Genomic DNA, 22,201 nt, shown 5'->3' on the forward strand with positions numbered 1-22,201 from the left:
GCCGTTCGGCGCCCTCTGGTTTTGCTCGATCAGAATCGTGGCTTCAGCGCTTTCCAGTCAGGTTTATAGCGTTGCATCTGCCGCACATCATCGCGCTGGCGAATGCCGCAGGTCAGGTACTGGTCATGCAGCTTGCCCAGTTGATCGTGATCCAGTTCCAGCCCCAGGCCCGGCGCACGCGTGATCTTCACGCAGCCATCGACAATCGGCAGCTTGCCGCCTTTGATCACCTCTTCATCCGGCTCCTGCCACGGATAATGGGTGTCGCACGCGTAGTCCAGATTCGGCACGGCGGCCGCCACGTGCGCCATGGCCATAAGGCTGATGCCCAGGTGTGAGTTGGAATGCATCGACACGCCGAGGCCGAAGGTGTCGCACATTTTCGCCAGGGTCTGGGTATCGCGCAGGCCGCCCCAGTAATGGTGATCGGCGAGAACAATCTGCACGCTGTTCTGCGCCACGCTGCGGCGGAACTCGTCGAAATCAGTGACCACCATGTTGGTGGCCAGCGGCAGCCCGGTGCGTTTGTGCAGCTCGGCCATGCCGTCGAGGCCCGGGGTCGGATCCTCGTAATACTGCAGATCATCACCCAGCAACTCGGCCATGCGGATCGAGGTTTCCAGCGACCAGTTGCCGTTGGGATCGATGCGCAGCGGATATCCGGGAAAGGCCTTTTTCAGCGCCTTGATGCACGCCACCTCATGTTCCGGCGGCAACGTGCCGGCCTTGAGCTTGATGCTCTTGAAACCGAACGCCTCGATCATCCGCGCCGCCTGGGCGACGATTTGCTGCTCGTTCAGCGCCTCGCCCCAGTTGTCCGGTTTGTAGGGTGAATCGACGTGCTGCGCATACTTGAAAAAAAGGTAGGCACTGAACGGCACTTCGTCGCGCACCGCACCGCCCAGCAGATCCACCAACGGCACATTCAGGTAATGGGCCTGCAAGTCGAGAAACGCCACTTCGAACGCCGAATACGCATTGCTGACGGCCTTGCTGGCGTGGGAACCGGGCGCCAGTTCGGCACCCGCCAGACTGGCCGGTTTGTGTGCGGCAACCGTGGTCTGAACGATCCGACGCAGCTGATTAAGATTAAACGGATCGAGACCGATCAACTGCGACTGCACCTGTTGCTGGATCGCCAGCGCCGGGGCATCGCCATAGCTTTCGCCGAGGCCGATGTAGCCGTTGTCACTCTCGATCTCGATGATCGAGCGCAGGGCGAACGGTTCATGGATGCCACTGGCGTTGAGCAGCGGCGGATCACGGAAAGCGATCGGAGTGACGGTTACGCGAGTGATTTTCAAAATGACGCTCCTGTTGAGTCGGAATCAGTGGCTCGCCAGCGGGTTGGCCGTCGGCGCAACCGCGGTTTCGGGTTCAGGCTTTGCCGGGGTGTTGCCTTTGGCGCCGGGCGCCATGCGGGCGAAGAAAATCACTACTGCCGCTACCAGCGAAGTCGCGGCCAGGCCATACAGGCCTCCCTCGATAGAGCCGGTGGTCTGTTCCAGAAAACCGAACGCGGTCGGCGCAACGAAGCCGCCGAGGTTGCCGATGGAGTTGATCAGAGCAATGACTGCCGCCGCGATGCGCGCATCCAGATAGCTCTGCGGAATCGGCCAGAACAGTGCCGAAGCCGCCTTGAAACCGATTGCCGCGAAACAGATGGCGACGAAGGCGAAAATCGGCCCGCCGGTGGTGGACATGAACATGCCGAACGCGGCGATCACCAGGGTCAGTGCGACCCAGGCCTGCTGGAATTTCCACTTGCCCGCCAGCGCCGCAAAGCCGTACATCGCGACAATGGAAATGATCCACGGCACCGAGTTGAGCAGCCCGACCTGGAAGTCGCCCAGGTTGCCCATTTTCTTGATCATGCTCGGCAGCCAGAAGGTGGCGCCGTAGATGGTCAGGGCGATGGAGAAGTAGATGAAGCAGAACAATGCGATCTGCCGATCCGCCAACAGTTTGAACATCGATGGTTTGGCGACGTGGGTCGCCTCCCGGGCACGTTGTTCCTCGGCGACTGCCGTCACCAGCGCTTCACGCTCCTCTTCGGTCAGCCACTTGGCCTGGCGCGGATGGGATTGCAGCCAGAACCAGACAAACCCGCAGAGCACCACCGACGCAGCGCCTTCGATCAGGAACATCCACTGCCAGCCGTGCATGCCCAGGCCGCTGATATGCAACAACGCGCCGGACACCGGACCGGATATCACCGAAGCAATCGCCGACCCGCTGAGAAATACCGCCATGGTCTTGCCGCGTTCAGAAGCCGGCAGCCATTGGGTGAAGTAATAAATGATCCCCGGGAAGAACCCGGCTTCGGCAGCGCCCAGGATGAAGCGCAGCACGTAGAAACTGGTTTCGCCTTTGACGAACGCCATGGCCATCGCCGCTGCGCCCCATGTGAACATGATCCGCGTCAGCCAGGCGCGGGCGCCGTAGCGTTGCAGAAGCATGTTGGACGGCACTTCAAACAAGGCGTAACCGATGAAAAACAGACCGGCGCCAAGGCCATAGGCGGCAGCACCGATACCCAGATCGGTTTCCAGATGACTGCGCACGAAACCGATGTTGACCCGGTCGATGTAGTTGACGATGAACATCACCACGAACAACGGCAGCACATGGCGCTTGACCTTGGCGGCAGCGCGGGCGAGTACCGTGATGTCCGGCGAACTCTGGAGGGTTTTCAAGGGGCGACTCCCGATCTTTGTTTTTGTAGGGAAGGCCTGTTCAGGCGTAGAGCGATCATGGACGGGGCAATTGATCCCGTCTAATCTAACCTGGCATTCGATTGATACCTGGATTAGATCAATGTTCGAATTGACCCAACTGCGCTGCTTCACCACTGTCGCCACGGAACTCAACTTCCGCCGCGCCGCCGAGCGGTTGAACATGACCCAGCCGCCACTCAGCCGGCAGATCCAGTTACTGGAACATCATCTGGGCGTCGAACTGTTTACCCGCAGCACGCGCAGTGTCGCGCTCACCGCCGCCGGCCGGGCGTTTTTCATCGAGGCGCAGAATCTGCTCGAACGCGCGCAACAGGCTGCCGTCACCGCCCGGCGCTTTGCCGAGGGCGATATCGGTTCGGTGAACATCAGTTTTGTCGGCAGCGCGGTGTACGAATTTCTGCCCAAGGTCATCGCCGAGGCGCGCCTCAAGCAGCCGCAGGTGAAGATCGACCTGACTGAAATGAACACCTATCAGCAACACGAAGCCCTGCGTGCCCGTCGCATCGATCTGGGCATCGTCCGCGCGCCGTTGCTCGAACCTGGTTACGCCACCGAATGCCTGGTGCGCGAGCCCTTTGTGCTGGCGGTACCGAGCGGCCATCGACTGGCGGAGGCAGACGACGTTTCAGTGAAGGACCTGGATGGGCAGCCCTTCCTGATGTATTCCCACGCCGCCTATCCGCCGTTCAACGAATTGCTCACCGGCATGCTGCGCTCGGCCCGGGTCGCTCCGGATTACGTGCAGTGGCTGGGATCTTCCTTGACGATTCTGGCGCTGGTCAACGCAGGCATGGGCCTGGCGCTGGTGCCGCGTTGCGCGACCAGTGTGGTGTTCAGGAATGTGGTGTTTCGCGAGATCGATCTGGGCGAAGGGGTGCAGAACGAGCTGCATCTGATCTGGCGGGAGAACAACGACAACCCGGCGTTTGCGATGTTGCTGGAGGGCATTCGCCGGGCGGTGAAGGATGGATGGGGTCAGGAATGAGCTTGCGGATATGGAGGGTATTTCGGCGGAGGAGGTGCCTTTGATGCCTCGATCAATGGTTTCTCCAGCCGCTTTCCGTCCGGCCCTACAAAAAGACGCTTTATATGTGGAGGTATCAGTTGCGGTGCTCTGGCTGTCATGATGAACCCTCTGATGCCGGGCTGAATTCAACCCATTGAACCTTCGTGGAATCTATCAGCAAAAATTCGGCGCTAATAGGCTCCTTTGTTCCATCGCCATTAATCCAGCACGGGTACTGCATCACAAACTGCCCGGAGGTCGACTCCGGCGGCCACTCAACCGGCCAGCCTAGAACACGCCTTTCATCGTTCAAATGCAGAGTGATAACCCGATCGAATTGCGCAAACGCGCAGAACCATTCACTGGGATAGGAAGATTGTTTCGTTACGTTTCTGCTGCGCAACCACCTATGCAATTTGCCATTAGTTGCCAGACAACAAGCCATCAATCCCAGCAGCAAGGACGCAGAAAATGCCCAGCACGTTTCAGCTTTCGCATCCCATCTCCCTACAGAAATCCCCTGCTCTCCCACCCACACACAAACCGCCCCAATACCCAGCACCATCCCGTGAATCACAAACGTGAAAATCAACGCCTGTACAATCTGTCCGAACGTATCCGGCCGTTTGAACGCCGTCAGGGTGTAGAAAATCCAGGTCGAGACAAACCCCGGGATCAGGTACTGCAACAACGGAATCACTTCTTTCACCAGATCATCCATGATCGGTCGCTCCTTGAATCAAAAAAACACTCCTCCTAAAACAGCAATGCCGGCCCGTAATGAGCCGGCATTCAAAGCCTAGTGCACGCGGGAGGAACGCTCGCGATCATCTGTCACCGCGCATTACTATCCTGCAGAATCCGATCCACGCCCTTCTCTGCCGCCATCAGCACCGCCGCATGAAGGTTGATGCATGACCTGGATCGTTTCATCATCGCCCAAGGTTTCGAGGAGTAACGCCATGACCCGTTATCAGCCATTGAATTGTGACCTTTACGACTACCTGGAAATCGCTTGCCTGCGCGGCTATCAGCTCGACATCGAGTTGATCGACGGTCAGCGGCTGATGGCCAAAGCCGTGACCACGCGAACCAGCAGTGACAAAGAAGAATTCCTGGTGATCGAGCAACAAGCCGCGCAACAGGAAATTCGCCTCGACCAACTGCTTGCCATCACGCCTCAGGAGACCAACGCCGAGTTCGGTCGGGTGATCCTTGCCGAAGGGGTTTGCGCAATCTGAACAAAAAATCCCGCTCGGAATCAACCGGCGGGATTTTTTGTGACACGTCGCTTTACGCGACGACGGGAATCACCGGATCCGCAGCAGCCAGCGCAATCGCACCGGTCAGCCGCTGGCCGGTTTGTGACCTTACAGACAGTCGCGCACCGCTTTGCGCAACGACCCGGACTTCGCCCACGGCGGCCCCTGATACAGGGAAACGCGGCTGCCGTCCTTGTACTTGACCACATCGAGAATCTCGTCGGCGGTGACGATGCTCGGCGCGGTGATCCGGTAGCCATTGGAAATCGCTGTCTGGGACGTCTTGGCAACGTCCTGCTGCCACAGGGGCAATACACAAGCGGCGTAGTCCTTGGGAGTCTTGTCGCTGGTCTTGCTGACATTCGGTTCGCCCGGCACCAGTGAAGCAGGCAACGAACAACCGGCCAATGCCGCCATCAGCATCCCCCCGATCAACATCCGCATGGTGATTCCTTCATCTGAAAAAACGCGAATGTACCCTGTAACTGTTCGGACATCCATCGTAGCGCTCTGCCTGCATTCCCTGAAAACCGGGCCGTTCAGCTCATCGACAGAAGACCTTGCCCCACACCGGAAAAATGCGGCTAATCTGTTTTACCGAGAATGTTCCGGAGGTGATCATGCGGCTCAATGAATACGAACACGAACTTCAGCGTGACCTGCAAAGCGTGGCATCGGACCTGAGATGGTCGGCGGTGGACCTCAAGCGTATCGCCGAGCAACTGCGCCAGTCGGGCAACGAGGCGGACGCCCAGGCGGTACTGCGATCCTGCGAGGTACTGCAAAGCGATGAAGAACGCCTGCAACTGTACGCCCGGGAAGTGAAAGCCCGCGCCATCAGCCGAACCAAAGTCCACTGAACCTCACCCTTCCATAGCAAAAGCCCCGGACAACCGGGGCTTTTTCTTCACAGACCTTCAGTCTGCCTTGCGACCGCGTGCGCGGCTTTTGTACCCCGGCAGCGCGGCGGCGTACGCCAGCGCTTCCTCGCGACTGGCAAACGAAGCGAGCCGGTCACCCTGCGTGCAGACCCGCCACGGGCCGTTGTTGACGCTGAGTACGTCGTAGCCATTCATGTGCATTTTGTTCAGCATCGCCATGCTCATAGGCACCTCCTGTCTGCTGACGAACTTTTCCACCTTACACCCGCAATGCCCCCTGTGCCGACCGAACGTCGCACCGCGGCCGCGTCAAGTCTCCGGCACTTTTGCCGCTGCCAGGCACTCAGAAGCTCTAGACCGGCAGCGGCCCAAATATTGCTAATTCATGACAGATTTATGACAACCGACATTCGGGTAACACATGAAAGTACGAGCAACGGTCATCTGCGAGCAGGACCGACACATTCTTCTGGTGCGCAAACCCAGGTGCCGCTGGACGCTGCCGGGCGGCACCGTCGAGCCGGGAGAAACCCGCGCGCAAGCCGCCGCCCGCGAACTCAAGGAAGAGACCGGACTGGACAGCGATGAGATGCTCTATCTGATGGAGTTGCAGAACGGCAGCACCCGGCACCACGTCTACGAGGCGTCGGTGCTGAACATCGATCAGGTTCGCCCGCTGAATGAAATTGTCGACTGTCTCTGGCACCCGCTCGATGCGGTGCAGAATCTGAACGTCAGTAACGCTACGCTGAACATCGTCCGCGCCTTCCAGCGACGTCTTTGACCGTCAGCCGGCGAAAGCCCGGCGTCCGGCGCTCATTTCGGTGCGCAATTCACCGATGAAATTGGAAATGTCACGAATGGTGACCAGATGCTCCGGGGAAACCCCGTTGAGCAACAGCTCGACACGCCCGCTGTCGGGTTCGTAAACCTTGATCTGCAAGAGTCCCTGCGCCGTTTCGGTGCAATCGCAATACAGCGGCGAGAAGCCGGATTCGACGATGCGGCAAATATCGGCAATGGCAATCATGGGGGAACGCCTCACAGGCGTTGACTCGGGCAACCCGATGAGCATAGATGAGCTTTTATCGCCCCGCTTGCGCCGACACCTGCAGAATTTGCCAACCGCTTCACATTTCACATCACCGCACTCAGTGGGCGTCATGGTCCCAGATCCAGTTCCAGATCCCTGGCAGGTTCACCGGTTTCGACGACTCACGCACGGTGCGCGCCAATGCGGCTTTTTCCAATGTCGCGCGATCATCATAGAACGGTTTTTCTGCCAGTCGCACGCCGGTGGCAGCGGCGCTGTCGAGCAGAATCTCTAAGTACTCGCGGGTGTGGCGAGCGGTGTAGCGGTTGAGGTCATGGAAGGTCACCACCACCGGAATCACCCCGTCCACCGTTGGCAGTTCACCGAGGGCAATCCGTTCGCGGACTTCCGATAGCTGACGCAGCATGTTCGCCCGCCGCCGGGGACTGGCGTTGAAGCCCCAGATCTTGCCGTCATTGGCGCTCAGATCGGTCAGCAACACCTGCATATGGTGCTGCTGATAAGCGGCGAAGGTGCGTTTGTCGTAGTTCCAGAATGGCGGGCGCAATAACGTCGGCGGCGCGCCGGTGATCGCCACGATGTCTGCCGAGCCGTTGGTCAGCGAGGTTTCGAGCTCATCAGGATCGAGCAATCGATGATTGGTGTGCCAATGGGTAGCGGTGTGAAAACCCAGAATGTGCCCTTCAGCATGCTCGCGACGCATGACCCGCCGGCCGATCTCGCTGTTGCCCGCCCGTGGAGCGCGGGTCTGGACGAAAAACACCGCTTTGATCCCCGGTTGCAGCGGGTTGTCCTTGAGGCTGTCGAGCACGGTGTCGGTGGGATTGAACAAACTGGAAGCGCTGGGGCCGTCATCGAAGGTCAACAGAAACCGCACAGGCGCCTGGGCCTTGAGCCGGGTCTCGGTCTGCGCGGTCATTTCGATGGGAGCGGCGATGCATCCGGCCAACCCGACGGCCACCGCCATCGCGCAGAAAAGCTTGAACCACTGTGTCATGTTTTGCCTTGAGCCCGACCGTAGCGGTCATGTTGTCGATTGGCAAAACTCCTTCGCCGCTGCTGCCTCCCTGCGACCCAATGAGATGGGCCGAGGTTGGATAAAGATACACAGGGTTTGGTTCCAGCGCTCGCTCAGCGTGCCAGCGCCTGTTGAAACGAGCTGTCGATGATCCCCGCTGTGGCCAGCGGTGCCGGCAGCGCCTTGACCTTGAACAGGAAGTCGGCGGTGCTTTGCAGATCGGCGGCGGCCTGTTGATCGACCGGGCCGACCGTCATGTGCGCCTGGCGCAACCAGTGCCGCGAAACCTGCTGATCGAGATTGGCCTTCTTCGCCCACAGGTCGGCGTATTCGTCGGTGTGGCTGTCGACCCAGGCCCGGGCCTGCTTCAGGCGCCCGAGGAAATCGGCGATCGCTTCGCGCTTGCTGTCGATGGACGGCGCCGATGCCGCAATGGCGCTCAAGCCCGGCATCAGGTTTTTCGCCGTCAGAATCGGCCGCGCACCCGAGAACACGATCTGCTGGGAAATGTACGGTTCCCAGACCGGGAACGCATCGATGCTGCCTTGCGGTAGCGCCGCCGCTGCATCAATCGGCATCAGCTTGACGAAGTCGACGTAATTCTCCGGCAAACCGCCCTGCTCCAGCGCCCGCAAGGTCAACTGCTGACTCCAGGCACCCGGCCAGTAGGCGACTTTCTTGCCCTTCAGATCCTCGATGGTTTTCACCGGAGAATCCTTGGGCACCAACAGGGCGATGGTGTCCGGGTTCTGCCGCGACACCCCGATCAGCTTCACCGGCGCCTGCTTGGCCGCCAGAAACAGAAATCCCGAATCCCCCAGAAAACCCAGATCCAGCGACCCGGTCTGCAACGCCTCGGCCAGTGGCGCGGCGGCCTGGAAGTGTTTCCAGTCGACCGTGTAAGGCGCGTCCTTCAACACGCCGGACGCTTCTATGGACGCGCGGATGTTGTAGTAATTCTGGTCGCCGACGTGCAGGACTAAGGGTTCGGCAGCGTAGGTCAATGGGGTGGCAAACAGTGCGCTGGTCAACGCGGCGCGTAGGAAACGTGAGAGCTTCATGGCGAGTCCTGCAGAAGGGGTTTTTATAGACCATAACGCTCTTACAAATAAGATTTGAAATTCGATTAGCGCATAAGCTCAGCACCCTCCCGTTGCACTGTTCGCCGAGCAACAGTGGCTCGGCACAGTGTTTTCCCTGCAACACTTCAAACCTGCAAAACCGGCGTTAAACCCCGTAAATACGGGACAAGGCGCACATGGCACAGAGCCTGCAATATTCCATTCATGCAGGAAGCATTCGATAAAAATATCTTTTTGGACATAAGAATCTGTTGCCTTGCCGGAGCGTGCCCATGAAATTCCTCTTACCGTTTTCCCGCTTCAAAACGCTGCTCGCGGCCTGCGCAGTAGCCCTGAGCCTGCAACCGCTCGCCCACGCTGCCGAAGCGCCGCCGGCCGAAGTGCATCTGGATTACGCCTATTACTCGCCGGTCAGCCTGGCGCTGAAACATCTGGGCTACCTGGAAAAAGCCCTGCCCCAGAGCAAAGTCAGCTGGGTGCTGAGCCAGGGCAGCAACCGCTCGCTGGAATACCTCAACAGCGGCGGCGTGGATTTCGCCTCTTCGGCCAGCCTCGCCGCCGTGCTCAGCCGCGCCAATGGCAGCCCGATCAAATCGGTCTACGTCTACAGCCGCGCCGAATGGACCGCGCTGGTGGTGCGCAAGGACTCGCCGATCCAGTCCGTCGCCGACCTCAAGGGCAAGAAAATCGCCGCCACCAAGGGCACCGATCCGTATCTGTTCACCCTGCGCACCCTGCAACAGGCCGGGCTGAAAAAGGACGACGTGGAACTGGTGCATCTGCAACACCCGGACGGCCGCACCGCGCTGGAGAAAGGCGATGTCGACGCCTGGGCCGGTCTTGATCCGCACATGGCCGCCAGTCAGGTGCAGGCCGGCTCGCGCCTGCTGTACCGCAATCGCGACTTCAACAGCTACGGCGTGGTCAGCGTCACCGAGCAATATGCCAAGCAACATCCGCAAACCATCGACACCGTGATCAAGGCCTATGAGCAGGCCCGCGAATGGTCGGTGAAGAACCCCGACGAATTGGCAAAGTTGCTCGCCAGCGAATCCGGCCTGCCGCTGGACGTGGCCAAACTGCAACTGTCGCGCACCGACCTGAGCAGCCCGCAACTGACTGCCAAGGATGTGCTGGCCTCGAAAGCCGCCGCGCCGATTCTGGTTTCCGAAGAGCTGGTGCGCCGTGGGGTGAATGTCGATCAGGTCATCGATCAATTGATCGACACCGGTTTCCAGCAAGTCGCCGCCGCCCAGTAACCGATCAAGCCCATGACAAGTCCGCGCCCGTCGCGGATTTGTCGTGAGCGGAGAACCGTCCATGAGCAACGACTTGCCCGCTCGCCTTGCCTTGTCGGCCCCACGGCGAAAACTCCCCCTGCTGAATCCGCTCTGGCTTCGGCGCTTCAAAGGCCTGGCCCTGCCACTGCTGATCGTGGTCGCCCTGGAATTCATCGTACGCATCGGCTGGCTGCCGTCCTACCAGATGCCGGCGCCGAGCGAGATTGCCCTGACCCTCACGGATCTGGCCGAAGGCGCCTTGTGGAAACACATCGGCGCCAGCCTGATTCGCGTGCTGCTGGGGTTTGCCATCGGCGCGAGTCTGGCGCTGGTGTTTGCCGCGTGGGTCGGTCTCAGCCGCGAAGCCGAGGCTTATCTGGAACCGACGTTCGCCGCGCTGCGTTCGATTCCCAGCCTGGCCTGGGTGCCGCTGTTGCTTTTGTGGCTGGGGATCGACGAGACCTCGAAAATCGTCCTGATCGCCATCGGCGCGTTCTTTCCGGTTTACGTCAACGTGGTCGCAGCGATCCGCAACATCGACCGCAAACTGGTGGAGGTCGGGCACATCTACGGCTTCAGCCCACTGCAACTGGTGCGACGGATTCTGCTGCCTGCCGCCCTGCCCGGCCTGTTCACAGGATTGCGCAGCGGCATGAGCCTGTCGTGGATGTTTCTGGTGGCGGCCGAACTGATCGCCGCAACCAAAGGACTGGGTTACCTGCTCAGTGACGGTCGCGAAACTTCACGGCCGGACATCGTGCTGGCCGCGATCATCGTCCTGGCGCTGCTGGGCAAACTCAGCGACGGACTGCTGGCCATATTGGAGCGCCGCTGGCTGGTCTGGCGCGACGCGTTCACCGGTCAGGGCAGCAAGGAGTGAACGGTGCAACTAAGCTCAAAGCTTCAGGCAGCTGCCGGAGGGTCGGTCGATGTGCGGAAGACTGTCGCAATACCGGGGCATCCACGATTTCGTCGCGGTGCTGAGCATTCCCGATGCGCTGATCAATCACGTCGGTGACGCACCGCTGGCGCATTACAATGCCGCGCCCACGACGTCACTGGCGATCCTCCATCAGCACCAACAACGGCTATACGCCGACAATCTGCGCTGGGGCTGGCGCCCGCACTGGGCGACGGATCGCGCCGCGCCGATCAACGCGCGGGTGGAAAAAGTCGCCCACGGGCCGTTCTTTCGAGCGATCTGGCGCCATCGACTGATCGTGCCCGTCGACAACTGGTTCGAGTGGGTCAATGCACCCGACAAAAGCCGACAGCCCTGGCTGATTCGTCGGGCCGATCATCAACCGGTTTTCTGCGCCGCCATCGGCCAGTTTCCGACACCCGGAGAGCCTCAACGGGACGACGACGGCTTCGTCATCATCACCGCCAACAGCGAAGGTGGCCTGCTCGATGTGCATGACCGGCGCCCGATCGTTCTGCGCGCTGATCGGGTGCACGAATGGCTCGATCCCGCCACGCCGACCGAGCGCGCCGAACAGATGCTGCTGTTCGAAGCCGAACCCAGCGAAGCGTTCCACTGGCACAAAGTCGGCAAAGCGGTGGGCAGCTCCCGCAATCAGGGTGCGGAATTGATTGAAGCCGTAACGTAAATAAATGTCGACGCGATGCGTTATCAAAAGCAGGAATTCAGCAATCGAATCCTGTGTGTTACACGCGGTGTTTCAAACGCGAAACATTCAACATAAACAGTCGTTTGATTGAACTAACCGCCTGTCTGACATTTCAACCGTCATACATACATTTACAAACACTACGGATAGCATGCGCGCCGCATTTCCTTTTGGCATACCAGTTGACCAAAGAGTCAGCAAAACCAGGAATCCCCCCAAACTTACAAGCCTTGCAGAGAACTAAGTTGCGCGACGATTTTGCAATCAAACAGGTCACAGGCCTGGAGTGTATTCATCTGTCCACGACAGAACGCTTTCAACTCGACTGTTTTATCGGCCACTACATAAAGACTCGAAACCTGCGTGAGGTACCCGATATCGACCGCATCCTGCGCGCCACCCTCCAAAGCTATCCCGGGCGCCCTCCGGTGATGGTCAACGAGCTGAATGCCTGGATCGACAAGACCTTGGGTTATCGGGCCTCACACCCCGATTTCACGCAGCTGGAAGATCTTTGATGAAACGAAAAAGCCCCGCAATCGCGGGGCTTGTTCGTTGTGGCGTTCAGGGTTTCAGCGGGCGTTCCTGATCACGGTCGGACAACTCGCGGCTATCGTCATGCTTCCAAGTCTGCTCCTTGTGTCTCTCCCGCTCGATTTCTTCTTCGCTCGGTTCGTCATCTTCTTCGGGACGTTTCTGCTCGGTTGCCATGTTCACCTCGCTAATGGAATTCATCCATTAAGCGTAGAACTTAAAGCCACCAGCGCAATAGAAAGAAGAACGCCATGCTCAATAGCATGCTAAGCAACGTATTGCGTGTGTAGATCACGAGGCCGATTGCCACTAGTGAACTCAGCAGATAGGGGTTGTCCCACTGCAAATTCAGTTGTTTGTCCGGCATGAACACAATCGGCCCGCAAATCGCGGTCAACATGCCCGGCACGGCAAAACCGAGAAACTGCCGCGCGTTGCTGCTCAGTCGCACCGGCAAACGCGGTTCGAGAAACACATAACGGTTGAGGAACACCAGAATCCCCATGCCGATAATCACTGCCCAGACCATCATGTGCGCTCCCGATACAGTTTGTTGCAGATAAACCCGGCAGTCATACCGGCCAGGCCCGAAAGCACCAGCGCCGAACCCCATTGCCAGTAGCTGAACAACACCGAGCAGAACAGCGACACTGCCACGCAGACCACCGTCGGCACATTGCGCACCACCGGGGTGATCAGGGCGATGAAGGTGGCGGCAATCGAGAAGTCCAGCCCCAGGTGTTCCAGTCCCGGAATACTGCTGCCGAGCACGATGCCGGCCAGGGTGAAGAGATTCCAGGCGATGTAGAACGTCAGGCCGACGCCCAGCGCATACCAGCGGTTGAACTGCTGGCGGTCGTGTTGACTGGTCAGGGCGAACAGTTCGTCGGTGAGCAAAAAGCCCAGGCCGATGCGCCAGCGTCCCGGCAAAGGCGAAATCACATGACGCATGCTCATGCCGTAAAGCAAATGTTGCGAGGTCAGCAGCAGCGTGGTCAGCAAAATCGAGAAAATCCCCGCGCCGCCCTTGAGCATGCCGATCGCCACCAGTTGCGCAGCACCGGCGAACACGATGCTCGACAGGCCCTGCCCTTGCAGCGGCGTGAGGTTGGCTTCAATCGCCATGGAGCCGGCCAGCAGCCCCCAGGGTGCGGTGGCCAGCGATAACGGCATGATCGCCGCGGCTCCGCGAAGAAAGGCACTGCGCGGCATAGATGAGTCAGACATAACACGCTTCAACCGTGAGACAAGGCCCCGGACTCTGCCAGCAAATGCCCGTGGGTGGCTTGAACAATCTTGCGCAGTTGGCGCAAATCCTTCCTTCGGGCAGTCGTTTACCGGCGTAACATGGCAGCCATTCACACACGCGTCAGGGAGACGACATGCTGTATCGAATAGCCGCCGACGGGCTGGTGCTGTTTCATTTGCTGTTCATTCTGTTCGTGCTGTTCGGCGGACTGCTGGTGCTCAAGTGGCCGCGGCTGGTGTGGCTGCATTTGCCGGCGGCGGCCTGGGGCGTGGCGGTCGAGGTATTGCACCTGACCTGTCCGCTGACCTATTGGGAAAACCTGATGCGCCACGCCGCCGGGCAAACCGAATACTCCGGCGGCTTCATCGAGCACTACATCTGGCCGATCATCTACCCGGCCGGGCTGACCCCGCAGATTCAGCTGGTGCTGGGCAGCGTGGTGCTGGTGGTCAACCTGCTGGTCTACGGGCGTCTGATCCGCCGTTGGAAACTGCGGCGCGCCGCGCGCATTCCGTTCTAGCGCGCTTTCAAGGTTTCCAGCCAGGCCGGATCGAGGCGTGTCTGATCGGTGTCCAGACCGAGCGCCTCCATCCGCGCCTCGTGCGCTTCGACTTCCCGGTGCAATTGCGCGTGATCGCTGGAGTTGCCGTCCAGTTCATGCATCTGGGTCAGGCCCAGGTGATAGAAACGCAGCACCTTCATCGCCACCGGGTCGCCCTTGTCCACCGCCGCCGTCACCTGATGCATGACGTTGGTGACGCTCATCAGGCTGCGCTTGAGCCGCCAGCCGTACACCGCCGGGGCCATCCAGGTCTGGTTCCAGAATCGCCCGCGCAGCAACGCCGCCGTCAGCAGAAATGCGCCAAACACCCCGCCGACATTGAATCGCAGATTATCCCCGCCCGGCTCGCCGAACAGCGCCACCGCCGCCGTCGAAAACGCCATCGCCAGCACCAGAAACAGCACCGCGATGATCAGCGTGCTGCGCCGGGTCTGCTGGCGATATGTGATGGCATCGATCGGTTGAATCTCGAACATCGCGACAGGCTTCCATGGCTTGAGTTAAAAAGAGGCTGCGCATTATCGCCTCTGAGGCGGATTTAGCTATGCTGGAGCGCCTTTTCATCTTTTCAACGTCCAACGGGGACATGGCGATACCACGCAGATCGTGCCATCTTCATTCATGGATACACACTATTCGGATGCCATTGGCCATGCCGGCAATGACATCGTTTTAAGGATCACTGCATGACCCAACGACACGTAATCAATGCCTCGGTCAGCCCGAAAGGCAGCCTCGAAACCCTTTCCCAACGTGAAGTTCAGCAACTGAGCCAGGCCGGAACCGGCAGCACCTACACCCTCTTTCGCCAGTGCGCCCTGGCCATCCTCAATACCGGCGCCCATGTCGACAACGCAAAAACCATCCTAGAAGCCTACAAAGACTTCGAAATCCGCATCCACCAGCAGGATCGCGGCGTGCGCCTGGAATTGCTGAACGCTCCGGCCGACGCCTTCGTCGACGGCGAAATGATCGCCAGCACCCGGGAAATGCTGTTCAGCGCCCTGCGCGACATCGTCTACACCGAAAACGAACTCGACGCCTTGAGCATCGACCTCAGCACCTCCCAGGGCATCAGCGACTACGTCTTCCACCTGCTGCGCAACGCGCGCACCCTGCGCCCGGGCGTCGAGCCCAAAATCGTCGTGTGCTGGGGCGGCCACTCGATCAACACCGAAGAATACAAATACACCAAGAAAGTCGGCCACGAACTGGGCCTGCGCAGCCTCGACATCTGCACCGGCTGCGGTCCCGGCGTAATGAAGGGGCCGATGAAAGGCGCGACCATCGCCCACGCCAAGCAGCGGATTCACGGTGGCCGTTACCTAGGCCTGACCGAGCCGGGCATCATCGCCGCCGAAGCGCCGAACCCGATCGTCAACGAGCTGGTGATCCTGCCGGACATCGAAAAACGTCTGGAAGCCTTCGTCCGCGTCGGCCACGGCATCATCATCTTCCCGGGCGGTGCCGGCACCGCCGAAGAGTTCCTGTACCTGCTGGGCATCCTGATGCACCCGGACAACGCCGGCCTGCCGTTCCCGGTGATCCTGACCGGGCCGAAACACGCCGCGCCGTACCTGGAACAACTCGACGCTTTCGTCACCGCGACCCTCGGCGAAGCAGCGAAAAAGCACTACGAAATCATCATCGACGACCCGGCCGAAGTGGCGCGGCAGATGACGGCGGGCCTGAAGGCCGTGAAGCAATTCCGCCGCGAACGCGCCGACGCGTTCCACTTCAACTGGCTGCTGAAGATCGACGAAGGCTTCCAGCGCCCGTTCGATCCGACCCACGAAAACATGGCCAACCTCAAGCTGCACCGCGACCAGCCACCCCATGAACTGGCGGCCAACCTGCGCCGCGCGTTTTCCGGGATCGTGGCCGGCAACGTCAAGGACAAGGGCATCCGCCTGATCGAGGAACACGGGCCGTACCAGATCCGTGGCGACGCCGCGATCATGCAGCCCCTCGATCTGCTGCTCAAAGCCTTCGTCGCCCAGCACCGGATGAAACTGCCGGGCGGCGCGGCGTATGTGCCGTGCTACCGCGTGGTGTCCTGACCCGAAGTGACAAGTGCCCGGAGCGCAACGCTTCGGGCACTCCCTATAAAAAGAGCGAACCATGGATCACATCAACCACATCCTGATCGTCGACGATGACCGCGAGATCCGCGAACTGGTCGGCAATTACCTGACCAAGAACGGCCTGCGCAGCACCGTGGTCGCCGATGGCCGGCAGATGCGCAGTTTTCTGGAAGCCAACACGGTCGACCTGATCGTGCTCGACATCATGCTCCCCGGCGATGACGGGCTGGTGCTGTGCCGCGAATTGCGCGCCGGCAAACACAAGGCGATCCCGATCCTGATGCTCACCGCCCGCGACGACCAGACCGACCGCATCCTCGGCCTGGAAATGGGCGCCGACGACTACCTGACCAAACCCTTCGCCGCCCGCGAACTGCTGGCGCGGATCAACGCCGTGCTGCGCCGTACACGAATGCTGCCGCCCAATCTGCTGATCAGCGAAACCGGGCGCCTGCTCGCGTTCGGCCGCTGGCGGCTAGACACCACCGCCCGCCACCTGCTCGATGAAGACGACACCATGGTTGCCCTCAGCGGCGCCGAGTATCGCCTGCTCCGGGTGTTTCTCGACCATCCGCAACGGGTGCTCAGCCGCGACCAGTTGCTCAATCTGACTCAGGGTCGCGACGCCGACCTGTTCGACCGCTCCATCGATTTGCTGGTCAGTCGCCTGCGCCAGCGTCTGCTGGACGACTCCCGCGAGCCGACTTACATCAAGACCGTGCGCAACGAGGGTTATGTGTTCTCCTTCGCCGTGGAGATGCTCGCCGAATCCTGACGGATTTGTATCGCTCTGTATAAATTCGCCGCGCAGATACGTAACCCGTGTTTTCGCGCCGCATCACCACATATCAGCGATACACCCTCGCGTTTGAATGAACCCACCAGAAAGCACTGGCTCACTCATCATCAAACGCAAGGAGAAACACCATGTTCAAGTCCTCGAAATCCCTGGTACTCGCACTCAGCCTGCTCGGTGGCCTGGCAATGGCCGATCTGGCATCCGCCAGCTCCCAGCCGCTGGTCGCTGAATACGGCTCGGAAAACCTGCAGAAGGATCGCGTTGCCGAAGGTGGCGCGGATCGCTTGCAGGAACTGCGTGAACGCGTGGCAGAAGGCGGCGCCGACCGTTTGCAGGAGCTGCGTGAGCGCGTCGCCGAGGGTGGTGCAGACCGCTTGCAGGAACTGCGCGAGCGCGTCGCCGAGGGTGGTGCAGACCGCTTGCAGGAACTGCGCGAGCGCTCGGCCCGCAGCGTGCTGGTCGCCGAGAACCGTCCCGAGTTCGGTTCCAAGTACCAGCGCTACTGATCGTTTTTACCCGCCGTTGTCGATTCCTGCCGGGGGCACTCTGCCCCCGCAGCGATCACTACCGATAAGCCTTGTTCTCTGACACAAAAGCCCCGCTGTTTCTCGACGACAGCCGTCATGGCTCGTACTAAGCTGCGCGATTGATTTGTTCAGGGACGATCCATGAAACGATTTGCCGCTTGTCTGCTGTCCATGCTGGCCCTGACGGCCAACGCGGCGGATTTGCAACTGCTCACCGACAACCACCCGCCCCTGCATTTCATGCAAGGCAATCAGCTCGCAGGATTCGGTGTGGACGTGGTGCAGGCCCTGGCGACCCAGACCGGCGACCGTATCCATCTGCAACAAGTCCCGCTGCTGCGCGCCCTGCGCATGGCCAGCGATACCCCCGACACCGGCGTATTCACCGTGCTGCGTACCGACGAACGCGACGATCGCTATCAATGGGTCGGGCCGCTGATCGAAGTCGAAACCGCGCTGTACGCCCGCGACAATCTCCAGCCTCCCGTGCACAGCCTGCGTGAAGCCGATCACCTGGGCCGGATCACCGTGCCGCGCAAATGGCTGGTCTACAGCTACCTGCAAGGGCAAGACCTGAACAATCTCTACGGCGTGGAAACCCCGGAGCAGATGATGCGACTGTTCAGCCTGGGGCGTACCGATTTCGTGGTCTCCGATACCTGGTCCAAAGCCGCCCTCGCCCGCGAACAAGGCATGGAGCCGGGACGCTTGCAGTACCAGATCCCGTTGATGAAACAGAACACCTACATTGCCTTTTCGCCGCAGACCGATCCAAAACAGGTCGCACGCTGGCAGCAGGCGCTGGACACATTGCGGGCCGATGGCCGTCTGGAGCAGCTGCGCCAGCGCTGGCTGAGCAATAACCTACCGCGCTGATCGCGCATCAACACCTTCGATAACGACTATGCGCAAGGGTGTTTTCACATCAAAACCCTCCAGCACTACAGTGGGCCCCATCTTCTCCCCACTCTCTGGAGCAACATCATGAAAGACCTCATCGCACTCGGCTTCATCGTTTCCCTGATCGGCGCCACCTCCGCCATCGCTGCCCCACACGCCAGCACCCCGGTTGTCGCGGCTGCAACCATCGGCCAGTCCGGCACCCTGAACGTCGACACCGTCAGCGTCGATGCCGAACACCAAGGCAGTCTCAAACTGCAACAGAACGCCGAACAGACCAAACTGTACATCGCGGAAAACCGCCCGGAATTCGGTTCCAAATATCAGCGCTACTGAGTGATCGGTTTGAGCTGCCAGAAACAGGAAACCCCGCCGAAGCGGGGTTTCTTGCATTTTGCGTCAGCGCACCAGTCGCGCGGCCAGTGCCTTGGCCTGCGACGCCACATCGGTGACAGCGGTGCTTTCCCACCACATGCCACGCAACGGCGGGCCCATGGCGAACAGGCAGGGCGAAACCCGGCCTTCGGCATCCAGCACAGCGCCGTCCACCGCGGCTGCGATGCCCAGCTCCAGCGGCCCCGGACGAACCAGACCGCGCGCCAGCAAATGCTGCGGCAAAGGTCGCGCGACCCGGCGCCAGTCGTATTCGATGCCGCTGGAATTGATCAACGCCGCGCCCTGCACCACGCGGGTTTCGGCCTCGCCGCGAGGGCGAATACGGATACTCACCCCGCCATCCGACGCCAATTCAAGACCCTTGTAGGACGCAGCATGAATGCGCAATCGCCCTTCCCGGTGCAGACGCTCGACCAGTTCCGCGCTCAGCGGCGGTGAACGATGGTGATGACTTTCCCACCACGGCCGCACATGCCGCACGAATTGCCGGCGCTGCAGATCGCTGGCCTGACTCCATAACCGACCGATGTGCGCACGCACGGTGTCGAGCGGCGCCTGCCAGTCGATGCCTTGGGCGATGGCGTCGCGGCAATGCCGGCGCAATTCGCGCAGTAACTGGCGCGGCGTGCGGATGCTGTGATCCTCGGCGAGGAAGTCCACCCACGCCGGCGGCTGCCGACGCACATGGGGCAACAGCCCGTGCCGGGAAAACACCTCGATCGGCCCGCGATGCCCGGCCTGCTCCAGCGACACCACGGCATCGACCATGGTCAGGCCGGAACCGATGATCAGCACCGTCGAGTGCGGATCGAGCTGGCGCATGGCCGCGACATCCCACGGATCCAGCGCCGCCGCGTTGAGGCCACTGGATTGTTTTTGCGGGGTGCGCGCCGCAGGGAACATCCCGGTCGCCAGCACTGCGAAAGCGCCTTGAAGTTGCTGGCCGTCACTCAAGGTGAGCTGCACGGAATCGCCGCAGTCCTGCAAATCGACCACTTCGGCGCGCACATGCTCGACCGTCGAACCGTGTTGCGCGCCCACCTGCTGTGCCTCCGCCAGACGCTGTTGCACGTACACACCGAACAAGCCTCGTGGCGGAAACAGTTCGCTGACCGGTACATGTTGCTGGTCCGACTCCGGCCAGCCACCGCCAGCGATGTGATCGGTGAGCCATTGGGTCAAGTCATCGGCATTGTCCGGATCGACGCTCATCCGCGCCGCATTGCCGTTGAGCGTGTGGCCCAGTTCCACCGCGCTGTACGCTTCGCCCCGGCCCAGTTCGGCCCGGGGCTCGATCACCAGAATCTTTCTGCGCCCCGGCAAACGCAGCAATTGCACCGCCAGCATCGTGCCGCTGAGGCCGCCGCCGACAATCAGGATGTCGGCGTGACGCAGTACGGTCGTATCGGTTTGAGTCATGCCGTTCTCGCAGCTGAGGATATGCCCGGGCCAGTGTCATTCAGACGCCGCGGAGGCGTCTAGATGGACGCCATTTTTTATCATGCCGATGCGACTTGCAGCGTGTTTCATTCCGTTGCGACTGTCAGATCACCACATTACGCACAAAACGCGCCGCCACTTCCCCATCATTGCGATAGGTGTGCGGCTGATTACTGGCGAACATGAAAAACTCCCCGGCGGCGATCTGCTGGGGTTGATCGCCGAGCATCAACGTCAGGCAGCCTTCAAACACGAAAATCTGCTCGCTCCAGCCGTCGGCGTCCGGTTGCGAGGGATAGACCTCGCCCGGTTGCAGGCACCATTCCCACTGTTCCACCGCGCGAGTGGCATTGGCCTTGGACAGTAAAACGGCTTTGCTGCCGGGGATGCTGCCAGCCCAGGCCAGTTCGTTGATACGGCCCGGATCGCGATTGTCCGGGGCTTGGATCAGATCGCTGAAGGCCACTTCGAGGGCTTCGGCGACGCGGTCGAGGGTGGTCAGGCTGACATTCTTCTCGCCGGCCTCGATGGCCACCAGCATTCGCCGGCTGACCCCGGACTTTTCCGCGAGGGCTGTCTGGCTCATGTCGGCGGCGTGGCGCAGGCGCCGGACGTTCTGGCTGACGTGTTGCAGGACCGAAGCCCGCTGAACAGAATCTTTGTGCACTATATTGCTCACTGGCTGGGGTTGGGCAGTATACTGCGCACCATTTGACGCATTGTGCGTCTCCTTCTTAAAAGTGCGCAAGGTCATGACGTCAGCCAACTCCCCTCAAACTCCCCTGCGGTTTTCCCGGTTCAGCAAAGCCGAGTGCGTGCTGGTGTTGATCACCATGCTGTGGGGCGGCACCTTTTTGCTGGTGCAGCACGCCATGACCGTCAGCGGCCCGATGTTTTTCGTCGGCCTGCGCTTTGCCGCCGCAGCTGGCATTGTTGCGCTGTTCTCCTGGAAACACCTGCGGGAACTGACCCTGTTCGAATTCAAGGCTGGCGCCTTTATCGGCGTGGCGATCCTGCTCGGTTATGGCTTGCAGACCGTTGGGTTGCAGAGTATCCCAAGCAGTCAGTCGGCGTTCATAACCGCGCTGTACGTGCCGTTCGTGCCGCTGTTGCAATGGCTGGTGCTGGGCCGGCGCCCGGGTTTGATGCCGAGCATTGGCATCATGCTGGCGTTTACCGGGCTGATGCTGCTTTCCGGGCCTTCGGGGGCTTCGCTGAATTTCAGCCCCGGTGAAATCGCCACGCTGATCAGCGCCATTGCGATAGCGGCCGAAATCATCCTGATCAGCAACTATGCCGGGCAAGTCGATGTGCGCCGGGTAACCGTGGTGCAGCTGGCGACGACTTCGGTGCTGTCGTTTTTGATGGTAGTGCCGACCGGCGAGGCGATTCCGGACTTCTCGTGGCTGTTGCTGAGTACGGCTCTGGGCCTGGGCGCGATGAGTGCGGCGATTCAGGTGGCGATGAACTGGGCGCAGAAAAGTGTTTCGCCGACCCGAGCGACCTTGATCTACGCCGGTGAACCGGTGTGGGCCGGGATCGTCGGTCGTATTGCGGGTGAGCGCCTTCCGGCCATCGCATTGGTGGGTGCGGGACTGATCGTGGCGGCGGTGATCGTCAGTGAATTGAAGACCAAAGGCAAAGAGACACAAACGGTCACGGAAGAATTGGAGCACGAGACCGAAGGCTAAACGGGGGTTTTACGGCTACTTTGTAGGATTCAGAGACATCCTCGCGTTTGGCGATCCGGGAGCTGGC

At 60.5% G+C, this 22,201-nt stretch carries 29 protein-coding genes; 15 read left to right on the plus strand and 14 right to left on the minus strand.

Translation table 11 applies throughout. The features are described from left to right. Positions 1 to 29: 29 nt before the first annotated feature. Together ACODTD_RS07660 and ACODTD_RS07665 are read right to left on the minus strand one after the other, a co-directional pair. Positions 30 to 1,304, minus strand: coding sequence for a glucarate dehydratase family protein (locus ACODTD_RS07660; RefSeq protein ID WP_064379388.1), 1,275 nt, complete (start codon positions 1,302 to 1,304; stop codon positions 30 to 32). A gap of 24 nt (positions 1,305 to 1,328) precedes the next feature. Further along, complete coding sequence (locus tag ACODTD_RS07665) at positions 1,329 to 2,696, minus strand: MFS transporter (protein ID WP_489104691.1); 1,368 nt, start codon at positions 2,694 to 2,696, stop codon at positions 1,329 to 1,331. Positions 2,697 to 2,817: 121 nt separating this feature from the next. On the opposite strand from ACODTD_RS07665, the gene ACODTD_RS07670 reads away from it, so the two are divergent. After that, entirely contained in the window at positions 2,818 to 3,723 is a 906-nt protein-coding gene (locus tag ACODTD_RS07670; protein ID WP_489104692.1) for a LysR family transcriptional regulator, read from the plus strand. Between the two features lie 136 nt (positions 3,724 to 3,859). Here the strand turns inward: ACODTD_RS07670 and ACODTD_RS07675 are convergent, their stop codons facing one another. Then, on the minus strand, positions 3,860 to 4,465 hold the full coding sequence (locus ACODTD_RS07675; RefSeq protein ID WP_221614501.1) for a DUF6338 family protein: 606 nt from the start codon (positions 4,463 to 4,465) through the stop codon (positions 3,860 to 3,862). 241 nt (positions 4,466 to 4,706) lie between these two features. Here ACODTD_RS07675 and ACODTD_RS07680 point away from each other — a divergent pair, with 241 nt between their 5' ends. Next, positions 4,707 to 4,985 (plus strand): Rho-binding antiterminator, encoded by a 279-nt coding sequence (locus ACODTD_RS07680; protein ID WP_011334663.1) that lies wholly within the window; start codon positions 4,707 to 4,709, stop codon positions 4,983 to 4,985. A 129-nt stretch (positions 4,986 to 5,114) separates the two neighbouring features. Here ACODTD_RS07680 and ACODTD_RS07685 read toward each other — a convergent pair whose 3' ends face one another. Beyond that, a complete protein-coding gene (locus tag ACODTD_RS07685) occupies positions 5,115 to 5,450 on the minus strand; it encodes a hypothetical protein (RefSeq protein ID WP_041475321.1) in 336 nt (111 codons plus the stop codon). A gap of 176 nt (positions 5,451 to 5,626) precedes the next feature. Between ACODTD_RS07685 and ACODTD_RS07690 the strand changes: the two genes are divergently transcribed. Next, entirely contained in the window at positions 5,627 to 5,866 is a 240-nt protein-coding gene (locus ACODTD_RS07690; RefSeq protein ID WP_007950501.1) for a hypothetical protein, read from the plus strand. A 57-nt stretch (positions 5,867 to 5,923) separates the two neighbouring features. Here the strand turns inward: ACODTD_RS07690 and ACODTD_RS07695 are convergent, their stop codons facing one another. Beyond that, positions 5,924 to 6,112: a hypothetical protein gene (locus ACODTD_RS07695; RefSeq protein WP_007950503.1), complete on the minus strand. Its 189-nt coding sequence runs from the start codon at positions 6,110 to 6,112 to the stop codon at positions 5,924 to 5,926. A gap of 196 nt (positions 6,113 to 6,308) precedes the next feature. On the opposite strand from ACODTD_RS07695, the gene ACODTD_RS07700 reads away from it, so the two are divergent. After that, entirely contained in the window at positions 6,309 to 6,671 is a 363-nt protein-coding gene (locus ACODTD_RS07700) for an NUDIX hydrolase (protein WP_011334666.1), read from the plus strand. 3 nt (positions 6,672 to 6,674) lie between these two features. On the opposite strand, the gene ACODTD_RS07705 is transcribed toward ACODTD_RS07700, so the two are convergent. The 3 genes from ACODTD_RS07705 to ACODTD_RS07715 all read right to left on the minus strand — a co-directional run bounded on the left by ACODTD_RS07705 (position 6,675) and on the right by ACODTD_RS07715 (position 9,020). After that, entirely contained in the window at positions 6,675 to 6,917 is a 243-nt protein-coding gene (locus ACODTD_RS07705) for a DUF1652 domain-containing protein (RefSeq protein WP_011334667.1), read from the minus strand. 121 nt (positions 6,918 to 7,038) lie between these two features. Further along, complete coding sequence (locus ACODTD_RS07710; RefSeq protein ID WP_201819169.1) at positions 7,039 to 7,938, minus strand: polysaccharide deacetylase family protein; 900 nt, start codon at positions 7,936 to 7,938, stop codon at positions 7,039 to 7,041. A 134-nt stretch (positions 7,939 to 8,072) separates the two neighbouring features. Beyond that, the gene (locus ACODTD_RS07715) at positions 8,073 to 9,020 is read right to left on the minus strand and encodes an ABC transporter substrate-binding protein (RefSeq protein WP_011334669.1); all 948 of its coding nucleotides are present in this window, start codon (positions 9,018 to 9,020) and stop codon (positions 8,073 to 8,075) included. Between the two features lie 293 nt (positions 9,021 to 9,313). On the opposite strand from ACODTD_RS07715, the gene ACODTD_RS07720 reads away from it, so the two are divergent. From ACODTD_RS07720 to ACODTD_RS07735, 4 genes are all read left to right on the plus strand, one after another. Continuing rightward, positions 9,314 to 10,300 carry an aliphatic sulfonate ABC transporter substrate-binding protein gene (locus ACODTD_RS07720; protein WP_285358208.1) on the plus strand — a complete coding sequence of 329 codons (987 nt, stop codon included), beginning with the start codon at positions 9,314 to 9,316 and terminating at the stop codon, positions 10,298 to 10,300. A 61-nt stretch (positions 10,301 to 10,361) separates the two neighbouring features. After that, positions 10,362 to 11,201 carry an ABC transporter permease gene (locus tag ACODTD_RS07725; protein WP_285358210.1) on the plus strand — a complete coding sequence of 280 codons (840 nt, stop codon included), beginning with the start codon at positions 10,362 to 10,364 and terminating at the stop codon, positions 11,199 to 11,201. Positions 11,202 to 11,250: 49 nt separating this feature from the next. Then, positions 11,251 to 11,931: an SOS response-associated peptidase gene (locus tag ACODTD_RS07730; RefSeq protein ID WP_285358212.1), complete on the plus strand. Its 681-nt coding sequence runs from the start codon at positions 11,251 to 11,253 to the stop codon at positions 11,929 to 11,931. A 266-nt stretch (positions 11,932 to 12,197) separates the two neighbouring features. Beyond that, positions 12,198 to 12,470: a hypothetical protein gene (locus ACODTD_RS07735; protein WP_221614497.1), complete on the plus strand. Its 273-nt coding sequence runs from the start codon at positions 12,198 to 12,200 to the stop codon at positions 12,468 to 12,470. 46 nt (positions 12,471 to 12,516) lie between these two features. Here ACODTD_RS07735 and ACODTD_RS07740 read toward each other — a convergent pair whose 3' ends face one another. Genes ACODTD_RS07740 through ACODTD_RS07750 form a run of 3 tightly spaced genes read right to left on the minus strand, consistent with a single transcriptional unit; the run spans position 12,517 to position 13,713 of the window. Continuing rightward, the gene (locus tag ACODTD_RS07740; RefSeq protein ID WP_201819167.1) at positions 12,517 to 12,663 is read right to left on the minus strand and encodes a hypothetical protein; all 147 of its coding nucleotides are present in this window, start codon (positions 12,661 to 12,663) and stop codon (positions 12,517 to 12,519) included. Between the two features lie 40 nt (positions 12,664 to 12,703). Then, positions 12,704 to 13,015, minus strand: a complete 312-nt coding sequence (locus tag ACODTD_RS07745) for an AzlD domain-containing protein (protein ID WP_166742327.1) — start codon at positions 13,013 to 13,015, stop codon at positions 12,704 to 12,706. Continuing rightward, on the minus strand, positions 13,015 to 13,713 hold the full coding sequence (locus ACODTD_RS07750; protein WP_011334675.1) for an AzlC family ABC transporter permease: 699 nt from the start codon (positions 13,711 to 13,713) through the stop codon (positions 13,015 to 13,017). The genes ACODTD_RS07745 and ACODTD_RS07750 overlap by 1 nt, the downstream gene beginning before the upstream one ends. A gap of 155 nt (positions 13,714 to 13,868) precedes the next feature. Here ACODTD_RS07750 and ACODTD_RS07755 point away from each other — a divergent pair, with 155 nt between their 5' ends. Continuing rightward, a complete protein-coding gene (locus tag ACODTD_RS07755; RefSeq protein ID WP_221614496.1) occupies positions 13,869 to 14,255 on the plus strand; it encodes a DUF2784 domain-containing protein in 387 nt (128 codons plus the stop codon). Here ACODTD_RS07755 and ACODTD_RS07760 read toward each other — a convergent pair. Then, positions 14,252 to 14,773, minus strand: a complete 522-nt coding sequence (locus tag ACODTD_RS07760) for a DUF3087 domain-containing protein (protein WP_011334677.1) — start codon at positions 14,771 to 14,773, stop codon at positions 14,252 to 14,254. The two genes, ACODTD_RS07755 and ACODTD_RS07760, sit on opposite strands and share 4 nt — an antisense overlap. Positions 14,774 to 14,983: 210 nt before the next feature. Here ACODTD_RS07760 and ppnN point away from each other — a divergent pair, with 210 nt between their 5' ends. From ppnN to ACODTD_RS07785, 5 genes are all read left to right on the plus strand, one after another. Further along, complete coding sequence (gene ppnN / locus ACODTD_RS07765; protein ID WP_007950520.1) at positions 14,984 to 16,357, plus strand: nucleotide 5'-monophosphate nucleosidase PpnN; 1,374 nt, start codon at positions 14,984 to 14,986, stop codon at positions 16,355 to 16,357. A gap of 61 nt (positions 16,358 to 16,418) precedes the next feature. Further along, positions 16,419 to 17,156, plus strand: a complete 738-nt coding sequence (locus ACODTD_RS07770; protein ID WP_011334678.1) for a response regulator — start codon at positions 16,419 to 16,421, stop codon at positions 17,154 to 17,156. 152 nt (positions 17,157 to 17,308) lie between these two features. Then, positions 17,309 to 17,686 carry a hypothetical protein gene (locus ACODTD_RS07775; RefSeq protein WP_011334679.1) on the plus strand — a complete coding sequence of 126 codons (378 nt, stop codon included), beginning with the start codon at positions 17,309 to 17,311 and terminating at the stop codon, positions 17,684 to 17,686. A 162-nt stretch (positions 17,687 to 17,848) separates the two neighbouring features. Continuing rightward, positions 17,849 to 18,583 (plus strand): substrate-binding periplasmic protein, encoded by a 735-nt coding sequence (locus tag ACODTD_RS07780; RefSeq protein ID WP_011334680.1) that lies wholly within the window; start codon positions 17,849 to 17,851, stop codon positions 18,581 to 18,583. A gap of 108 nt (positions 18,584 to 18,691) precedes the next feature. Then, positions 18,692 to 18,943: a hypothetical protein gene (locus ACODTD_RS07785; protein WP_011334681.1), complete on the plus strand. Its 252-nt coding sequence runs from the start codon at positions 18,692 to 18,694 to the stop codon at positions 18,941 to 18,943. 63 nt (positions 18,944 to 19,006) lie between these two features. Here ACODTD_RS07785 and ACODTD_RS07790 read toward each other — a convergent pair whose 3' ends face one another. Then, positions 19,007 to 20,422, minus strand: coding sequence for an FAD/NAD(P)-binding protein (locus tag ACODTD_RS07790; protein ID WP_489104693.1), 1,416 nt, complete (start codon positions 20,420 to 20,422; stop codon positions 19,007 to 19,009). A 124-nt stretch (positions 20,423 to 20,546) separates the two neighbouring features. Continuing rightward, positions 20,547 to 21,110: a helix-turn-helix domain-containing protein gene (locus tag ACODTD_RS07795; protein ID WP_489104694.1), complete on the minus strand. Its 564-nt coding sequence runs from the start codon at positions 21,108 to 21,110 to the stop codon at positions 20,547 to 20,549. An 85-nt stretch (positions 21,111 to 21,195) separates the two neighbouring features. Between ACODTD_RS07795 and ACODTD_RS07800 the strand changes: the two genes are divergently transcribed. After that, a complete protein-coding gene (locus ACODTD_RS07800) occupies positions 21,196 to 22,134 on the plus strand; it encodes a DMT family transporter (protein WP_440812084.1) in 939 nt (312 codons plus the stop codon). The last annotated feature ends 67 nt before the right edge of the window (positions 22,135 to 22,201 follow it).

Source organism: Pseudomonas sp. FG35 (assembly GCF_057809295.1).